Below are 17,734 nucleotides of genomic sequence, written 5' to 3'. Positions count from 1 at the left end.
ATCCGGGGCACCGGTTGACGCGGGATCAGGCCGCGAGCCGCCCGGGCTTCACGGCCTGCGGGCCGAACCTGGCGCGCAGCCGGTCGGACACCGCCTCGATCCGCCGCGCCCGTTCGTCCACCGGGTCGAAGGTGAGCTGACGGGAGGCCCGTTCGGCGTCGTGCAGCCCTTCCGCCCGCAGCCCGATGCCCCGCACCCGCGCCCGTTGCAAGGCGAAGGAGTCCTGGATGCGGTAGGCGAGCGAGGTGAGCGCCGCCGAGTGGGCGGTGGGCTCCTGGAGCGTGCGGCTGCGGGTGAGCGTCGAGTATCCGCTCCGGTCGGCGTAGCGCACCGACACCGCGAGCGAGCGGCACACCTGCTCGTCACCCCGCAGCCTGGCACCCAGCTCCTCGGTCAGCGAGAGGAGCGCGCGGCGATGCTGCTCCGGGTCGAGTTCGTCCCGGGGAAAGGTGCGTTCGGCGGCGACGGACCGGGCGGCGGCGTTGGGCACGACCCGCGTGCGGTCGATGCCGTTGGCCCGCTCCCACAGCTCGCGCCCGGCCCGCGCCCCGGTGATCCGCTGCAGGGTGGCGAGCGGCGCCGCGGCGGTCCGCCCGATGGAGTCGAGCCCGTATCCGCACAGGGTGCGCGCGGTTGCCGCCCCGACACCGTCCAGGGCGGCGACGGGCATGGGTGCGAGGAAGCCGGCGGCCTCACCGGGAGGCACCACGAGGGTCGTTCCGGCCGTCGCCCGACGCGCGGCCATCCGGGCCAGCATGGGGTTGGCGGCCGCCCCGATCGCGCAGTCCACCCCGTGCAGGGCGAGGGCGCGCACCCGGATCACCGAAGCCAGGCCCGCCGCGTCCTGCCCGAAGTAGCGGAGCGCCCCGCCGATGTCGGCGAGCGCCGCGCCGGGCGGAGCCGCCTCGACGACCGGGGTGAACGCCCCGAGGAGGGCGAGCAGCCCTTCGTAGTCCGCGCTGTCCGGCGGCCCTCCGCCGATGCGGCGGAAGCGCAGGTACAGGACGGCCGGCTCGTCGCTCATCCCGCGCTCCCGGGGCTCTGGTGCCACAGTTTCCTCCCGGTGGGCGCGCCCTCGCCCGCCGGCTGGAGGTCGGCCCAGGGATTCATCTCGTAGCCGGTCGGCATCTGGATGCGGCGGCCGGGCTCGGCGCTCTCCTCGCCCTCCTCGGTGCCGGGCACCTCGGCGAGCCGTGCGGCGACCGCGTCGAGGCCGCCGGTGCGGCGCAGTTCGGCCAGCTCCGCCAGGTTCCAGGCCGCCGACCCGACCACGCTCATGCTGCGGGGGCCCCGCCGCTGGACCACCCCGCGCACCAGCAGCAGCCAGGAGTGGAAGACGGTGTGCGCGCAGGCGGCGTGGCTGTCGTCGAAGAAGGCGAGGTCGACCAGGCCCGTGCCGTCGTCCAGGGTGGTGAAGATGACCCGCCGACCGGAGCGGACCGGCGGGGTCTGGGTGGCCGCCTTGGCGCCCGCGACCAGCACGGTCTCCCCGTGCCTGGCCTCCCGCAGCCGCTTGGCGGAGACCGCGCCCAGCTCTTCGAGGAAGGCGTGGTGATCGCCCATCAGATGGCGTGAGACGTCCATGCTGAGCACGCCGAGCTCGGCGCTGAGGCGTTCGGCGTCGTTGAGGTCGGGCAGCCCGATGCTGCCGGTCCTGTGCCCGCCGCCGAGCGGGAGCTGGGCTCCCGCCGAGCCGGAGCCGGAGCTCCGCTGGGCACGGTGGAGCTCGGACAGGTGCAGCAGCAGATCCCGCCGGTTGGCGCCGAAGGCGTCCAGCGCGCCGACCTGCGCGAGCCGTTCGGCGGCGGGCTTCCCGGGCCTGGCCCGTTGCCAGAAGTCCAGCAGCGACGCGTAGGGCTGCCCGGCCTCGATCCGGGCGACCTCGGCCCCACTGATGCCGTGGACGTCCGAGAGTGCCAGCCGCAATCCCCATTTTTCGCCATTGTCGCCAGACACCAGTTCGATCCGATGAGTGGCTGCGGACCGGTTCACGTCCAGCGGCAGGACGGGGACCCCGCGCCGTCGCGCGTCCGCGAGCAGCAGGCGCTTCGGGTACATCCCCGGATCGTGCGTGAGCAGTCCCGCGTAGAAGGCCGCCGGATGGTGCGCCTTGAGCCAGGCCGACTGGTAAGTCGGCACGGCGAAGGCGACCGCGTGCGCCTTGCAGAAGCCGTAGCTGCCGAACGCCTCGATGATCTCCCAGGCACGGGCGATCACCTCGGCGGCGTACTTCCGCTCCGCCGCCCGCCCCGCGAACCAGACCTTGATCCGGTCCTGCGACCCGGGGTCGGAGAGTCCGCGCCGCACCCGGTCGGCCTCGCCCCGGCCGCAGCCGGTCATGATGTCCACCATCTCGATGATCTGTTCGTGGAAGACGACCACGCCGTAGGTCTCGCGGAGCGCGCCCTCCAGGTCGGGGTGCGGGTAGCGCACGGGTGCGCGTCCGTGCCTGGCCTCGATGAAGGGCCGCACCATGTCGGCGGCGACCGGGCCCGGCCGGAACAGCGAGATGTCGACCACCAGGTCGTGGAAGGTGGCGGGCTGGAGCCGGCCGACCAGATCACGCTGGCCGGGTGACTCGATCTGGAAGCAGCCCAGCGTCTCCGCGCTCCTGATCAGCCGGTACGTCTCCGGGTCGCCCTGCGGCACGGCGTCCAGGTCGACCTCGCGCCCCGAGGCCCGCTTGACCTCGGTCACCGCGTGCGCCATCGCCGACTGCATCCGTACGCCGAGCACGTCGAGCTTGAGCAGCCCGAGGTGCTCCACGTCGTCCTTGTCGAACTGCGCCATCGGGATGGGGGCCCCTCCCACGCCTCCGGGGCTGTGGGGGACCTCGCCGCTGGTGGGCATGACGGGCGTGCGCCGCAGCAGCGAGTCGTCCGAGAGGAGCACCCCGCACGGGTGCATGGCGATACCGCGCGGCAGCGCGTCCAGCGCCTCCACCAGTTCCCAGAGGCGGCCGTACCTCTCCTTCTGCCCGGCAACGGCGCGCAGTTCGGGCAGTTCCTCCATCGCGGCGCGGGCGTCCCTGGCCCGGATGTGCGGGAACGCCTTGGCGAGCCGGTCGGTCTCGGCCGGGTCCATGGAGAGCGCGGCACCGACGTCGCGGATGGCGTGGCGCACCCGGTAGGTCTCGGACATGGAGACGGCCGCGACCCGTTCGACGCCGAAGCGGTCGATGATCGCGCGGTAGACGTCGAGCCGCCGGGCCGATTCCACGTCGATGTCGATGTCGGGCAGGACGAAGCGCCGCTTGGACAGGAAGCGCTCCATGAGCAGCCCGTGTTCGAGCGGGTCCGCGTCGGCGATCCCGAGCAGGTGGTTGACCAGGGAGCCGGCACCGGAGCCGCGCGCGGCGACCCGTATCCCCATCGCCTTCACGTCGTCGACTACCTGAGCCACCGTCAGGAAGTAGGAGGCGAAGCCGTGGTGGGCGATGATGTCCAGTTCGTGGTGCATCCGCTCCCAGTGGCCACGCCTGCGGTCGTAGCCGCGCCGCACCATTCCGGCGGCGGCGCGGGAGGCCAGCACCCGCTGGGCGGTGCGCAGCCCGGCCCCGACGAGGTGCGGCTCGGGGAAGTGGACACTGCCCAGCCCCAGGTCGCCTGCCGGGTCGACGCGGCAGGCGTCGGCGGTGTCCCGGGTCTCCGCGAGCAGCCGTTCCCCCGCGTCCCGCCCCAGCCCTGCGGCGGAGGCGATCCGCCCGGCGGTCTCCCGCATCGCGCGGGCGTCCTTGAGCCAGCGCTCCCCGCTGTCGAGGGGGGAGCGCCGCGGGTCGACGGGGACGAGCCTGCGGGCGGAGTCGAGTACGTCGGCGACGGGGCCCTGACCGGGATCGGCGTACCGGACGGCGTTGGTCAGCACCGCCCGCACCCCCTGCTCGGCGGCGAACCCGACGGTACGCGCGGCGAGCCGCAGCGAGCCGGGCCCGGTGCCCTCGCGGCCGTGATGGACGACTTCGAGACGCAGGGCGTCTCCGTAGATCTCCCGCCAGGGGGCGAGCAGCGCGGCGGCACGGTCGGGACGGCCCGCGGCCAGCGCCGCCCCGACTTCGGAGGCCGGGCCGAGCAGCACGGTGAGCCCTTCGCCGGACAGCGCGGACCTGGCGAGCAGCGGCTGCCCGGCGTCCGAGGCACCCTCGTCGGGGGCGTGGGCGGCGGTGACCAGCCGGCACAGTCCGGCCCAGCCGAGTGCGCCGTCCCGGGCGAGGAAGGTGACCCGGGGTGCGGATTCATCGACAAAGGCGCCGCCACGGGCCGGGGTGCGCGACCGGTGGGCGCGCCTCTCCCCCTCCCCCTGCCGTGCCACCGCGAGCTCGGCGCCGAAGAGCGGGCGTATCCCGGTCTTCTCGCAGGCCCTGGCGAAGCGGACCGCGCCCGCGAGGCTGTCGCGGTCGGTCAGCGCGAGGGCGCCCATCCCCCGCTCGGCGGCACGCTCGGCCAGCCGCTCCGGATGCGACGCCCCGTACCGCAGGGAGAACCCGGAAACGGTATGCAGATGCGTGAACCCGGGCATCCGCACCTCCTGGACCGATCCGTACTCGCCACCCCCTCGCTCTCCACCATAGACCAAGTTTCGAACGTTCGTACGATAATCGAGGTGCGGCCGCCCTTCCGCCATTCGGCCCGGTCCCGCCTGCGCGAACGCCGCACCCGCCGGACCGTGGGGGCATGAATTTCGCTGACGAGGTGAAGAGCGCCGTCACCGTACGGGCCGCACTGCTGGTCATCGGCGTACTGGGACTGCAGCTGCTGTTCATCGCCTCCTACGTCGGCGCGCTGCACAGGCCCGACCCGACGGACGTCCCCTTCGGGGTCGTCGCCCCCCAGCAGGTGTCCGGACAGCTCGTCACCCAGCTGGACGGCCTGCCCGGCGGCCCGCTGGACCCGCGGGCGGTGTCCGACGCGGCCGAGGCACGCCGGCAGATCCAGAACCGCGACATCGACGGCGCCCTGATCGTCAGTCCCACCGGGTCGGCCGACACCGTGCTCGTCGCCTCCGGCGGCGGCACCGTGCTGGCGGCCTCACTGGACAAGATCATCAGGGAAGCGGAAGGGCCCGGGCAGCGCATGGTGAGGACCGTGGACGTGGCTCCGGCCTCCCCCGACGACTTCGACGGGCTCTCGTCGTTCTACCTGGTCGTGGGCTGGTGCGTCGGCGGCTACCTCTGCGCCTCCATCCTCGCGATCAGCGCGGGCGCCAAACCGGCCAACCGGCAGCGCGCGGTGATCCGCACCGCGGTCATGGCGCTGTACGCGATCGCGGGCGGGATCGGCGGCGCTGTCATCATCGGCCCGATCCTCGGTGCGCTCCCGGGCAGCGTGTGGGCCCTTTCCGGCCTGGGAGCCCTGGTCGTCTTCTCGGTCGGCATGATCACACTCGCCCTGCAGGCACTCACCGGCATCGTCGGCATCGGCCTGGCCGTCCTGATCATCGTGATCGCGGGCAACCCGAGCGCGGGCGGCGCCTTCCCGCTGCCGATGCTGCCGGACTTCTGGCGGTCGATCGGCCCCGCCCTGCCACCCGGCGCGGGGACCTGGACGGCCCGCTCGATCGCGTACTTCAAGGGGAACGCGGTCACCGGCCCCCTGCTGGTGCTCTCGGCCTGGGCGGTCGCCGGCACGGCCTTGACCCTGCTCCTGTCGATGCGCCGGCGGGACGCGGACGGATCGCGGCAGGCGGCGGCTCCCGGAGGGGCGGCAGCCTCCCCCGGGGGCGGCTCGAGCCTCGCCTGAGGCCCGGCGTCTCCTCCACGAGGCTCGCGTCCCGGCCGGAGCGACGCGGAGAAAACCTCTGGCCGTGGTCATCGCGGAGCGCTACGCTCCTCCGCGATGACCACATTCTCCGTGAACAGAATGGGGGACCCGTCCGCGCAAGGTGAGTGCTGATGCTCACTCGGATCGCGAACAGGGACACCCTCCCGTCCTTCTGGCCGCGCGTACGCGAATTCGCCGTACCGGCCTCCATGATCGAGACCGCGACCGCCCGGCGTCGTGCCGGGGACTGGGCAGGAGCCTGCGCCGCGGCGGGCATCGATGTCGATGTCGCCCCACGGTCCGTGGCGCGGACCCACGGCCGTGAACTGGCGGCCCTCCTCCGGGACGACCTGCGCCACCTGGCTCCCGACCTGCTGCGCTGGCACATGCCGAGGATCGCTCCCGACGGACTGCTGCGCCCGGGCCTGACGGTCGCCCTGGCCCGCTACGACGAGGCGGGACGGGACGGCGTACGCACAGTGCACCTCGTGGCCCGGACTCCTCCGGCCTGGGCGGACGCGGGCCAGCGGATCAGCCTCGCCCTGTGGGACGGTTCCCGGCGGGCGGAGGCCTCGGCCCGCCGTCATCCGCATCCCCACCCCGACCGGCGGTTCCGCCTCGACCTGCACCGGCACTTGTGGGACGTCCGCAGGACCGCCGAGCTGCGTATGCGCTCCGGGGCCGACCTGCCGCCCGCAGCGGACCCGCCATCGGCGGAACAGGATTCCCCGGACACCGCTGCCCAGCAGGGCACTTGGGCCGTGGGCCGCTGGGCGGCGGAGCGTCGAGGGGCTGGCAGCGATGGGCCGAGGAGGCGTTCCATCCGCCCCAGGCGTGGCGGGATCTGCTGGGCTCGGCGGTCCGTTCGGCCGCCTCCGCGGCCGGTGCGGGCGAGGACTACACGTACGGCCGCCCGTCGCGGCGCTCGGCCGGGGTGCCGGGCGCCGTCCTTCCCAGCCTCCGGCGCAGGCCACCACGGGTCACCGTGGTCATCGACACGTCCGGCTCGGTCAGTGACGCCGAACTGGGCAGCGCGCTCCTGGAGGTCGCAGGCATCTCCCGCGCGGTGGGCGGGCGTCGCGATCTGGTGAGCGTCCTCTCGTGCGACGCCGCCGCCGGGGTCGTGCACCCGCTGTGCCGCGCCGAAGGCATTCCGCTGGTGGGCGGCGGGGGTACGGACCTGCGCGCGGGTTTCGCGCGGGCGCTCCGGTCCCGTCCCGGTCCGGACGTCGTCGTGGTCCTGACGGACGGCCAGACACGCTGGCCGTCCGTGAAACCGGCGTGCCGGACGGTGGTGGGCCTGTTCCCCCGGGTACGCCGCTCGTCGTGGGACGAGGACGATCCCGACTACGTCCCGAGGTCACCACCGGAGTGGGCGCGGACGGTGGTCATCGGGTAGGCCCCGAGATCACGGGCCGGTCATCCGAAGGCAACAGAATGTTCCTCCTACACAGGCTATGCATGGCAGGTTCATGGCGTCATTCTGGAGCGGCCTCGTGAGACCCACGAGGAGCACGGCTGCCTCGACCCCCTTTCATCCCACGGAGGTTGTTCATGCGTCGCCGCTTCGCCGCTCCCCTCACCGCCGTCGCCCTGTCGCTCCCCCTGGCCCTGATACCCGCCGCGTCCGCCTCCGCCGCCCCGTCGGACAAGCCGCAGGTCCTCAGCTCCTGGACCCAGACGAGCGCCTCCAGCTACAACGCCTGGAACTCCGCCCGCAACAACCAGGGCGCCTGGTCGGCGTACGGCTTCGACTGGTCGACGGACTACTGCAGCTCCTCCCCCGACAACCCGTTCGGCTTCCCCTTCCAGACCGCCTGCGCCCGGCACGACTTCGGCTACCGGAACTACAAGGCGGCGGGTACGTTCTCCGCGAACAAGTCCCGCATCGACTCCGCGTTCTACTCGGACCTCAAGCGGGTGTGCGCCGCCTACACCGGCGCGACGCTGACCGCGTGCAACAGCACGGCGTGGACCTATTACCACGCGGTGGACATCTTCGGCGTGGCACCGGCCAAGGCGACCGCCGGCAGCTCGGCACGGGCCGTCTGACCGTCGCCTCCGGAGCGCCTGGCCGGGCAAGGCCGACCTGACGGGCGAACCGCCGGTCACCGCATGAACCGAGGGCTTGAGGGTCCTCGGTTCATGCGAGTACCCCCGACAGGGGCAGCTGATCATGCCACTCGGTTCCCGGAAAGCCAGACGCCGCTTCCGGTTCCCGGCCCGCCAGAAGACCGCGCGCACCTGCCAGCGTCGTGAACTCCTCGGCCTCGGCGAGAAAGCGTTGTCCGGCGAAGAGGCGGATGCCGCGCGGGTCCGCTAGATCTTCGGGACAGCCTGATCGGGCAGTGGCGTGCGCTCCGTCCGGGCGACAGGCACCCGGGGATCGACCGGACGGGGCGGACCTGTGGTGGTGAACGTGACACTGTCGCGCGTGTGCGCACTCCTGAAGTGCACTTCGAAGTCGAGCTCTCCGGCTGTTCCGGCCGGAATGCTGTACGCCCAGGTGACCGAGAGCCGCCGCCTGCCGGATCTTCGAGTCGATCAACAACACGGGTGTCGGCCTCAGTCAGAGCGACCTGCTGCGCAACTACGTCTTCATGCTGCTGCCCCAGCGGGGCGAGCGGGTCTACCGGGAGCTGTGGCTGCCGATGCAGCAGAGCCTGGGCCCCAAGAACCTCGAACTACTGGTCTGGCTGGACCTGGTCGTGCGCGGTCACTACAAGACGAAGCAGAGCGAGATCTACCGCGAACAGCAGAAGCGGTTGCATCCGCTCACCGGTGACGAGAAGGCGCTGCAGCACGAGATCGCGCAGCTGTCGGAGCGCGCTCAACGATTCCTTCGCATCGTCGAACCGGCCCGCGAGCAGTCGCCGCAGCTGCGGGCCGCGCTCGAACGACTCGCCGCATGGGGCGGTCAGACGCACTATCCCTTGGCCCTGCATCTGCTGGATCTGGTCGACGCCGGCAGAACGAGCCCGCAAGGCGCAGCCGAGGCCCTGCTGTACGTCGAGTCGTATCTGGCCCGGCGCCTCATCTGCCAGACACCCACATCCAACCTGAACCGCATCTTCATGGAGGCTCCGAAAGACCTGGAGACCGACCGTCCGGCGGCCGAGGCCGTCCGGCGGTTCCTGTCAGGGAGGCGGCGCCGGTGGCCGAGCGACGAGGAGCTGCGGTCCGCGATCCGCAGCAAACCCTTCTACTGGAGCGGGCGACCTCCGCAGCGCAGTTTCATCCTGCGCCGCCTGGAGGAGAGCTACTCCCCCACCGAGCCCGTCGACTTCGCCAAGGCGTCCCTGAGCGTCGAGCACGTCCTTCCCCAGAAACCGGCACAGGCGTGGTTCGACCTCCTGTCCGACGAGACGGAGGAGGGCCAGTCACCCCAGGAACTGCATGCCTGCTGGTCCACACCCTCGGTAATCTGACGTTGACCGGCGACAACTCCAAGCTCTCCAACCACCCGTTCGAGCGCAAGCAGCAGATCCTCGACTCCAGCGCCCTGCGGATGAACCTGGAGATCGCCTCGTCGAAGCGCTGGGGCAAGGCGGAGATCACGGCCCGCGCCGACCGTCTCTGGGAGCGTGCCGCGAAGCTGTGGCCCGGCCCGATCGGAGGATTCCGCCCGGTCGGCGAGGAGTCGTCGAGCTGGGCGCAACTGCGAGCGGCGCTGGTCGCGATGCCCAGCGGCACATGGACGGCGTACGGCGATGTCGCCGAGCTCATCGGCAGCCATCCCGTACCCGTCGGCGCATACCTCTCGGCCAACCCGACGGTGATCGGCGCCTACCGGGTCCTGAGCTCCGAGAAGGTCTCGGCCGGCTTCCGCTGGGCAGAGGGCAGCGACCGGCTGCCGCCCCAGGACGTGCTGGAGAGTGAAGGCGTACGGTTCGACCGGTACGGCCGGGCCAACCGGTCTCAGCGCCTGACCGCCGCGGAGCTGGCCACCCTGCTGGGCAAGGACGTCACACAGCAGCCCGCGCACGACCCCCTGCCGGACAACGAGAACACCGAGGCCGCCGAGCGGTTCCGCAACCAGTTGCGCGAACACTGCCCGGACGCTGTGCCTGGGGTGACCGCGGCCCTCGATTTCTGGCGTCATCAGGGCGGCTACCTCAACTACGGGCGCCACGAGGAGACCAGCTGCTTCCCCGTGCTCGACGCCGGCACGAGCACCCGCCCGCACCTCGTGTGGCCGTTCGGCCTGTACCCGGTCAGCGGGACCGTGGAAGTCGTCTTCCAGTACCTCAAGGACCGCGCGCCGTTCGACGACACGGAACAGCGCCGTGAACTGTTGCGCCGGCTGAACGAGGTCGACGGCATCGACCTGCCCGAGGCCAAGCTGGAGCTACGCCCCTCGTTCCCGCTCCAGGTCTTCGCGGCACAGAGTGAGGCGATCTGCGAGGTCCTGGACTGGTTCGTTCACACGGCGGCCCTGGATCTGGCCCGGCGGGCCTGAGACATGGGTGCGGCGGCCTGAAGCGGGCCCCTCGGCCGTTCGGCAGGATCCGCCCTGCCCTTCCGCTGCGGCCCGCATGCTGTCCGACCCCCGCTGCTCTGCACCGGTAACCCCTCGGCCAGTTGGTCTCAGCGAAGAATTGACTGCGCAGGTCAGAGCCGAGCGAGGCGTCACCCTGGTGGTGTGCACAATGAGCGAATGACGCATACCGAGGATGCGGCCACCGCACACGCCTGGGCGGCCCTGGGGGGCCGGAGCCAACTGGTTCAGAGCGTGTCCTTCGAGGAGGCGGGCGCTGTCCTGCCGTCGCGTCTGCCAGTGAGGGAACTGGCGCGGGCCAGCGTCGGAGTGTCCTCGCTGGCGGCGGCGGAACTGCTGGCGCTGCGCAACCGCGTGCCGGTGCCCACAGTGCGGGTGAACGAGGCCGCGGTGGCCACCGCGTTCGTCAGTGAACGCCACCTGCGAATCGACGGCCGGGCCCCGACGTCCTTCGCCCCGCTGTCCGGGTTCTGGCCGGCGGCCGACGGCTGGGTTCGCACCCACGCCAACTACCCGCACCACCGAGCCCGGCTGCTCAGCGCCCTCGGTATCGCGGACACGGGAGGGGACCAGGCGCTTGTGGGTGCGCTCTCGAAGGAGTTGGCATCGCGTCCGGCCGGGGAGGTCCAGGAGACCATATACGCGGCAGGCGGCCTGGCCGTGGCCTTGGCTTCCGCACCCGCTGCGGCCGGGCCCGCCCTGGTCGAGACGCGGCACGTGGGGTCGGAGCAGCCCTCGGCTGCTGGCGCCCGCGTCCGTACCGGCCCAAGACGTGCGGGTCCTGGACCTGACCCGCGTCATCGCCGGCCCCGTCGGCACACGAACCCTGGCGCTGCTGGGCGCCGACGTGCTGCGCGTGGACGCCCCCCAGCTCCCCGAGGACGCAGATGCTCACGCCGACACCGGCGTGGGCAAGCGCTCCACGTTGCTGGACCTCAGCAGCCCTGGCGACCGGCACGCCTTCGATGACCTTCTCAGGCAGGCAGATGTCGTGGTGACCGGCTACCGCCCCGGTGCCCTGGACCGGCACGGACTGACCCCCGACGTGCTCCTGGACCGGTACGCCGGCCTGATCGTGGCCCAACTGTGCGCCTGGGACTGGTCCGGCCCCTGGGCAGAGCGCCGCGGCTTCGACAGCCTGGTCCAAGCCGGTACCGGTATCGCCGCGATCGAGGCCACGGCCGACGGCCGCCCCGGTGTACTGCCCGCACAGGCGCTGGACCACGGAACCGGGTACCTGCTCGCCGCCGCCGTCCTGCGTGCACTGAGCGACCGCCAGGCCACCGGCGGAGGGCGTCACCTTCGCCTCTCCCTGGCAGGCACGGCGTCCTGGCTGCTGCACGACATCCGCCCCACCCCCGCACAGGGCGAAGCCGACACCTACGATCCCGGATCCTGGCTCACCGAGACCAAGTCGCCCTACGGGCTGCTGCGTCATGCCCTGCCCCCGGTCCACTACAAGGGCGCACCCGTGAACTGGGACCATGCACCGACCCGGTGGGGCACCGATCTGCCGAACTGGGCGATCTGTCGCAGTGAAGGTTGAGCATTCTCGTCGAGTGCGTGAATAGCGGTGAGCCGTGGATGTCCGAAGCACTCGTCAGCCATGCGGCCGAAGGTATGCGAGGCTCGGACGATCTCGTGGTTGCGGTGCTGTCAGGGTCGTTTCACCCCCAGTACGGTGTCGATGTCCTGGCCGGCCCAGGTCTGCTGCGGGGTGCGCCACAGGACGTCGACACCGAGAACGCCGCGAACGGTGTCGGCGGACCAGTCCTCGGCCGGAGGCCCGGACAGGACGAGGCAGAGGTGGTCGGCCGACGTGGGCAGGACGTGGTTGACCTCGCGGAGGCGTACCGCTCCCGAGCGGAGGTCGGCATACGAGCAGAGGCCGGCGCCGAGCACCTCGAAGAGCACCTGGCCGTTCTCCGTGACGCAGGTGACGTCGGCGACCGGATGCTCGGGCTCCAGTTCCCGGCCCGCGCGGAGAAGGGCTGCCTTCAGCTCGAAGCGCACCGCCTCATGGGTCTTACAGGTGCGGTCCGTCGCGGCCGCGGCCGCGAGGACGTCGAGGAGGCCCGTGGGCTGCGCCGCGTGGTCCGCTGCGGTGGGGACGTAGGTGGTGGCGGACATGGGCTCTTCCCTCTTCGGCTCGGGTGCTTCGGTTGGCGACGTGGGTGTCTCGGGTGTCTCCGACGGCCGTGTGGAGCCCCCGCCGCCCTGCTCGCTCTCCGCCACCGGGCCGGCTCCGTCCTCGAAGCGGCGCTCGATGGTCCGCCGCGCCTCGGCCAGGTCCCCGGCCAGGCCGCTGAGCTCCAGTTCGGCCCGGAAGCGGACCAGATCCGGTGCGCCGGAGGAGGAAGCGCGATTGGCGTGGGCCGCCAGGTCCCGCAGGAGGTTCAGGCGGGCCCGGTCCGGGGAGCCGAGTACGCGCCACACGTCCAGCCAGTCGGGCTGGTCCAGGCGCAGACAGCGGTTGGCCATGCCCTTGAGCTCCGAGAGGCGCGCGCGGAAGTCGTCCGGGACGCTCCCGTCGGCCAGGTCCTCGACAACGGCGAGCGCGTCCGCGTAACGCCGGGCCATGGTGGGCGAGATGGGCCGGCGGCCTCGCTCATCGGCGGTGACGAAGCTGACGCTGGAGGCATGACGGAGCACCCAGGCGTCCAGCTCCGCCCCCCGGGCGGGAGGCGTGGAGCCGTGGCGCACGGCCATGAGCAGCGGACGGTCCGTGGCCGGGGAGATCGCCTCGACCTTGTAGTTGCCTCCGGTGGTGTGGCCAATCACCCGGACCCGGATGTCGGTACCGATCTCGGGGACGTCTGCTTCCGCCACCGGCGCGGTACCGGGATCGACTTCGGCCCCGGCCTCGGGGATCGGCTCCCGCACGACCCCTGCGGTGTCCGTCAGTGCCTCCGGCAGGGGGGCGGTGTGCAGGACGGTCAGGCTCTGGGTGCTGCGGGTCAGCGCGACGTACAGCTGGCGCAGGCCGGACGGGCCGCGGTCGGCGATGGTGGCGGGCTCGACGACGAGGACGTGGTCGTACTCCATGCCCTTGGCCTGCGCGGCGGCCAGCACGGACACCGCCTCGCGTTCCTGCACCGTGATGCCGTCGGACTCGTCCAGGTGGCGGCCGATCGCGTCGAGCCAGCCGGAGTCGTCGGGGACAATGACGGCGACGGACCTCAGGGTGCGCCCGTCGCTGCCGCCGACGAGGCGGACGGCCTGGGTGACGGTGTCGCCGAGCAGCTTCCACGGCTCGGTCGCGATCGTCCGCACGGCGTCGGGACCGGCCTCCCGGACGGCCCGCGGATACGGCAGCGACGGGGCGACCGTGCGAGCCAGAGGGGCGACGAACTCCATGATCTCGGCGGGCACGCGATAGCTGGTGGTCAGTTCCTCGACGCGCCAGTCACCGTGGTCGGACAGGAGCGCGCCGATGCGGTCCCATCCGGTGTACGGAACCGGGCCGGTGGCCTGGGCCAGGTCGCCGAGGACGGTCATCGAACCGCCCCGCGCGACGCGGCGGCGCAGGGCACGGGCCTGCATGGGCGTCAGGTCCTGGGCCTCGTCGGCGACGATGTGGCCGTAACGTCGCGGGGCCTCACCCGTGATGAGGTGACGGAGCTCTTCGAGGCAGACCCGGTCGTCCAGGGACCAGGGGTCGTCCTCGGCCCGCTCCGCCCTGGCCCGGTGCAGGGCGGCCTGTTCCGTCTCGTCGAGGATTCCCTCGGCACAGGTGCTCAGCAGGTCGGGCGAGTCGTAGAGGCTGCGCAGCGCCTCCCTGGCGCCCGGCGAGGGCCAGGCACGGTCGAGGAGGCGCTCCACCTGGCGGTTGCGTTCGAGGCTGCGGCGGATCGTGCCGTCCGCGCCGCGGCGCGGGGCCAGCGTGGCGAGTTCGCGCAGGAGGCGGTCGACGAGCAGGCTGCGGAAGCGGTCGCGACGCTCGCGGTGGGCCCCGTCCCCGCCGCGCGCCCCCTCGAACAGGGCCAGGACCTCGGAGCGCGGGACGCGCAGGGTCGTGCTGCCGGCGGTGACGGTGAACGCCGGCTCGTCCCCGTCGAAGGACGGCGCGGTGAGGAGGCCGTCGATGGCCTCGGGACGGCACTCCTGCTCGACGCGGCGCCGCAGGACGGCGGCCATGCGCTCGTCGGACTTCACCAGCCGTGCCGCCGGGGTGTCGGTGCCGAGGATGTCGCCGTCCCACAGGCGGGAGAGCTGCACCGCGTTGACGTCACGGGTGCCGAGGGTGGGCAGGACCTGGCCGACGTAGTCGAGGAACCGCTGATGCGGGCCGATGACCAGCATGTCCTGGGCCTTGAAGTGGTTGTTGTTGACGAGCCAGGTCACGCGGTGCAGACCGACCGCGGACTTACCCGTTCCGGGGCCGCCCTGCACGACCAGGATGTCGGAAGGAGTACCCGTGACCAGGTCCATCTGATCGCGGCGGATGGTCTCGACGATGTCCCGCATGCGGCCGCCGCGGGAGCGCTGGAGCTCACGGAGCAGCAGGTCGTCCGGCTGGAGGGGCTTGCGGCGCTGGAGACGGGCCACATCGGCGGGGGTACGGACCGGCGGGCTCGCGCCCTGCCTCTCCTCCTCAGCTCCGTCGGCCTCGACGGACTCCGGGACCACGGCGTCGTCCCCGGCCGTCCGGGGCGTCGGGACGGCCGGAAGCGCGGAGTCGGGAGCGGCTGCGGGCACGACTACGGGAACAGCCGAGGCGATGTCGTCGAAGTAGTCCTCGACGACGCGCTGCACACACCGCAGTTGGCGCCGCAGGGTGATGTCACCGGGCGCGTCCGGCTGCGCCGCGAGCCACTTGGTCGCGGCCGGGCTGGTCCACAGCACGACGACGGGTTCACGGGTGCGGATGTCGGAGACCGCACGCCGCCCCACGTACCAGGGCCGGCACTCCTCCCCCGTCGCTTCCGGCGCGTCGACGCGGACGGTGACCAGCGATTCGTCTCCCAGCCCGCCGTACGCCGCCGCCTTCTCCTCGGCGTCGAGCCGGTTGGCGATGCCGTCCTTGTTGCTGGCGGCGGCCGTTGCCGCCGAGGTCCCGGTCATCTCGGCCAACCGCTCGGCGTAGCAGTCGTACGCCCGGTCCACGGCCTTCTGCTCATCGCCGATGATCTGATCGCGTGTGATGGTGTTCATCCGCTGTCCCCCCTGGCAGCGCCCAGCGGAACGCCGCTACGGGCATGCACCCGCACTCTGGCCAACTGGATTACCGCGTAGCACCCATGAGTGCCGGTCAGCACCACCACGCAAGCATTGCACCCATTGACTCAGTTCACAAGTGCTTCGATGGCCAGGGGTTGACGGGCCAAACAACACCTCTTCTCGCCGGGTCCGAGGCCCCGTGGGACTTCACCGTCACGGGCACCGTGCGGCTGATGGCCGGGCTCGGCGTGGCAACCGAACTGCCGGCCGCAGCTCTCACGGCGGTATTCGTCGCGCTGGTGCGTCTTCGGCGGTGGTGGCACGTGATCACCGCTGCCCTGATCCTCGTCGCGGCCGTGCGGATGATGTTCGCGCCGGCTCCGTGACGGACGGCGGAGTTGTACCCGGAGTGCCCGGAAGCAGTTCCTGTAGCTCGCGGCCACCGGTGTGGACCGCTGGACGGCGAGGTCCGCGGAGGAGGAGTTCGAGGGACATCCAGGCTGTGAGCCGGCCATGGTGGTGAAGGGGCCAAGTGCAGTGTCGGCAGTAGGCCCCTCGGAATCAACGCCCGCGACGCTCGTCAGTACGCGCCGATCGGCTCGGCCAGCCGCCGCGCGAGCCGGGCACCTCGCGGGGTGCTGCTGAGGCGGATGACGAACTCGGCCGGCTCGGAGCGGAGTCCGGCGGCGACGCTTCTCGGTGACATGCGGCCACCGTGCCGCCGCGCCCTCTGCGTCGGCCAGGGCACTCCGCCGTAGAACGGCGCACGGTACGGCCGTTGTACGGACTGCCATGGGGCGACAGTCGGCAAGTGGCTGACGATCGCAACAGCGTCGTCTCGCCGCCTGTCGCACACGGGTCCGTCAGTCGTCGATGCCCAGATCAGCACGCATCGACTGCTTCAGTGCCCCCAGGTAAGGCCAGACCTGCGCACGGAACGCATCCTCCAGGGCCGCCAGTTCTTCGGCATACGCGGAGGGTGTGGCTCCGTACTTCCTGAGGGTGCTGTACGCGGTGTTCAAAGCCGTCTTGGCCGCGCCGGCGGCACGCAGCACCGCGTCCGGGAAGACCATCTGGGATTCCGCGTAACTGTCCCGAAAGCCCAGCCGGGCCACTTCCAAGGTGTTCAGCGCCGCATCGACGTCCTGTCTGCCTCGCAGCGCATGCAGGTAATTGGTCATCTCCGTCAGGTACTGGCGTGAGGCGGTGTTCAGTGCGATGTAGCAGGCTCGCCGCCGTTCAAGGTTCTCGCTCTGCCACTGCCTGGCCTGCTCCGCCTGGAGCAGCGCCTCGGCGTGCCCACGTTCCTCGCGCCGCTGTTCAGCGGCGGCCTGGAGTTCCATCCGCTTGGTGCGGTCGGCACGGTTCTGCGTCAGTAGCGCGGCCCCCAGCGTTCCCGCCACGCCCACGACGGCGATCAGCAGACCCACCCAGTTGGAACCCATGATCATTCCCCCCTTCGCGAGGCCGAAAGACCCCTCGGCGGAAGCCCGCCGCTCATTCAGTCTTCCCTGTCACGCTCCTCGGTGTCCCCGCGCCGAAGCTCTGCGGCCCCCCGCACCCTCCCGCCCGTACCCGAAGTCCCCCCGCGACTACGGCAAGCGATCCGCTCCGGACCAACGCCCGCCGCACGGAGGTGGCTGCGGCCCTGGACGCCATGGCGCGGGACGAGACCGTCCCGCCGACGCAGACCGGTCCATTGGGTCTGCGACTGCGCAAGGTGATCGCCGAGTCGGACACGCACCGGGACGGCCTGCGCCGCTGGGCGGCGCAGGCCATGGTGACGGCGGTGTGGGGCGGGCCGCACGAGGCGGTGCGCAAGACCGCGACGACCCGCAGTCGCCTCAGCTCCGACTGGCGTACCGAACTGCTCGCCGACCTCGGCGGCCCGCCTGTTCCGCCCGCCCCGGACCAGCTGTTCTGGGCGAAGCTGCGGAACCCTGACATCGATGCGAGCTACTACGCGAGCGCTTACGCCCAGGACCAGGGCCAGAGCTGAGGGCTCGGCCACCGGCGCCACGGCCCGCAGGACGTGGCACGCGCAGCAGTGCGCCGTGAGGAGTTGGCGGATTACGGCGCTCGGTATAGACACTTCGAACGATAACCCGGGTCTTCGAATTTGATGGGGGTGCGGCGGTGACGGGCGGGCTCGCCGGTCACGCTGTGTGAGGTAGCTCGGGTGGTGGTACCCCGGACGCAAGGAGCCCGCGGGCCTTCGTGATCATGGAAGTTCTCTACGCAACCGATCATGAAACCCCACGGGCTTGGACATCGACGATACCGGGATCAACGAGGCGGCAACGCGACTTCTGGCGCTGGA

The 17,734-nt window shown here is 71.8% G+C and carries 10 protein-coding genes and 4 pseudogenes; 8 read left to right on the top strand and 6 right to left on the bottom strand.

Going from position 1 to position 17,734, the window contains the following annotated elements; genetic code table 11:
• Positions 1 to 25: 25 nt before the first annotated feature.
• Positions 26 to 1,024: a hypothetical protein gene (locus tag ACFU5K_RS13535; RefSeq protein WP_384060221.1), complete on the bottom strand. Its 999-nt coding sequence runs from the start codon at positions 1,022 to 1,024 to the stop codon at positions 26 to 28.
• Complete coding sequence (locus ACFU5K_RS13530; protein WP_384060219.1) at positions 1,021 to 4,515, bottom strand: DNA polymerase III subunit alpha; 3,495 nt, start codon at positions 4,513 to 4,515, stop codon at positions 1,021 to 1,023. Before ACFU5K_RS13530 ends, ACFU5K_RS13535 begins: the two co-directional genes overlap by 4 nt.
• 155 nt (positions 4,516 to 4,670) lie before the next feature.
• Here ACFU5K_RS13530 and ACFU5K_RS13525 point away from each other — a divergent pair, with 155 nt between their 5' ends.
• The 5 genes and pseudogenes from ACFU5K_RS13525 to ACFU5K_RS13505 form a co-directional block, all read left to right on the top strand.
• A complete protein-coding gene (locus tag ACFU5K_RS13525) occupies positions 4,671 to 5,735 on the top strand; it encodes a DUF3533 domain-containing protein (RefSeq protein ID WP_384060216.1) in 1,065 nt (354 codons plus the stop codon).
• A gap of 152 nt (positions 5,736 to 5,887) precedes the next feature.
• Positions 5,888 to 6,544 (top strand): annotated as a pseudogene (locus ACFU5K_RS13520) (hypothetical protein); the annotation flags it as partial.
• Positions 6,532 to 7,155: pseudogene (locus tag ACFU5K_RS13515) on the top strand (VWA-like domain-containing protein); the annotation flags it as partial. The pseudogenes ACFU5K_RS13520 and ACFU5K_RS13515, both read left to right, overlap by 13 nt.
• A gap of 155 nt (positions 7,156 to 7,310) precedes the next feature.
• Positions 7,311 to 7,808: a phospholipase gene (locus ACFU5K_RS13510; RefSeq protein WP_384060214.1), complete on the top strand. Its 498-nt coding sequence runs from the start codon at positions 7,311 to 7,313 to the stop codon at positions 7,806 to 7,808.
• A 476-nt stretch (positions 7,809 to 8,284) separates the two neighbouring features.
• Positions 8,285 to 10,215: pseudogene (locus tag ACFU5K_RS13505) on the top strand (DUF1524 domain-containing protein); the annotation flags it as partial.
• A gap of 266 nt (positions 10,216 to 10,481) precedes the next feature.
• Here the strand turns inward: ACFU5K_RS13505 and ACFU5K_RS13500 are convergent.
• Entirely contained in the window at positions 10,482 to 10,763 is a 282-nt protein-coding gene (locus ACFU5K_RS13500) for a hypothetical protein (RefSeq protein WP_384060362.1), read from the bottom strand.
• Between ACFU5K_RS13500 and ACFU5K_RS13495 the strand changes: the two are divergent.
• Positions 10,645 to 11,800: pseudogene (locus ACFU5K_RS13495) on the top strand (CoA transferase). The gene ACFU5K_RS13500 and the pseudogene ACFU5K_RS13495 sit on opposite strands and share 119 nt — an antisense overlap.
• A gap of 110 nt (positions 11,801 to 11,910) precedes the next feature.
• Here the strand turns inward: ACFU5K_RS13495 and ACFU5K_RS13490 are convergent.
• On the bottom strand, positions 11,911 to 15,408 hold the full coding sequence (locus ACFU5K_RS13490) for a HelD family protein (protein WP_384060211.1): 3,498 nt from the start codon (positions 15,406 to 15,408) through the stop codon (positions 11,911 to 11,913).
• 161 nt (positions 15,409 to 15,569) lie between these two features.
• On the opposite strand from ACFU5K_RS13490, the gene ACFU5K_RS13485 reads away from it, so the two are divergent.
• On the top strand, positions 15,570 to 15,800 hold the full coding sequence (locus ACFU5K_RS13485; protein ID WP_384060209.1) for a hypothetical protein: 231 nt from the start codon (positions 15,570 to 15,572) through the stop codon (positions 15,798 to 15,800).
• Between the two features lie 194 nt (positions 15,801 to 15,994).
• Here ACFU5K_RS13485 and ACFU5K_RS13480 read toward each other — a convergent pair whose 3' ends face one another.
• Complete coding sequence (locus ACFU5K_RS13480) at positions 15,995 to 16,120, bottom strand: hypothetical protein (RefSeq protein ID WP_384060207.1); 126 nt, start codon at positions 16,118 to 16,120, stop codon at positions 15,995 to 15,997.
• A 157-nt stretch (positions 16,121 to 16,277) separates the two neighbouring features.
• Positions 16,278 to 16,859 (bottom strand): hypothetical protein, encoded by a 582-nt coding sequence (locus ACFU5K_RS13475; protein ID WP_384060205.1) that lies wholly within the window; start codon positions 16,857 to 16,859, stop codon positions 16,278 to 16,280.
• A gap of 191 nt (positions 16,860 to 17,050) precedes the next feature.
• Between ACFU5K_RS13475 and ACFU5K_RS13470 the strand changes: the two genes are divergently transcribed.
• A complete protein-coding gene (locus tag ACFU5K_RS13470) occupies positions 17,051 to 17,413 on the top strand; it encodes a hypothetical protein (protein ID WP_384060202.1) in 363 nt (120 codons plus the stop codon).
• The last annotated feature ends 321 nt before the right edge of the window (positions 17,414 to 17,734 follow it).

The sequence above is a fragment of the Streptomyces sp. NPDC057428 genome (assembly GCF_042803195.1).
GTDB lineage: Bacteria > Actinomycetota > Actinomycetes > Streptomycetales > Streptomycetaceae > Streptomyces.
This window is presented reverse-complemented; position numbering and strand designations above follow the sequence as displayed.

Bases quoted from the DNA above. Each gene is read 5' to 3' on its own strand.
- ACFU5K_RS13535 (WP_384060221.1), bottom strand. From the start codon at position 1,024: ATGAGCGACGAGCCGGCCGTCCTGTACCTGCGCTTCCGCCGCATCGGC.
- ACFU5K_RS13530 (WP_384060219.1), bottom strand. From the start codon at position 4,515: ATGCCCGGGTTCACGCATCTGCATACCGTTTCCGGGTTCTCCCTGCGG.
- ACFU5K_RS13525 (WP_384060216.1), top strand. From the start codon at position 4,671: ATGAATTTCGCTGACGAGGTGAAGAGCGCCGTCACCGTACGGGCCGCA.
- ACFU5K_RS13510 (WP_384060214.1), top strand. From the start codon at position 7,311: ATGCGTCGCCGCTTCGCCGCTCCCCTCACCGCCGTCGCCCTGTCGCTC.
- ACFU5K_RS13490 (WP_384060211.1), bottom strand. From the start codon at position 15,408: ATGAACACCATCACACGCGATCAGATCATCGGCGATGAGCAGAAGGCC.
- ACFU5K_RS13480 (WP_384060207.1), bottom strand. From the start codon at position 16,120: ATGTCACCGAGAAGCGTCGCCGCCGGACTCCGCTCCGAGCCGGCCGAG.
- ACFU5K_RS13475 (WP_384060205.1), bottom strand. From the start codon at position 16,859: ATGGGTTCCAACTGGGTGGGTCTGCTGATCGCCGTCGTGGGCGTGGCG.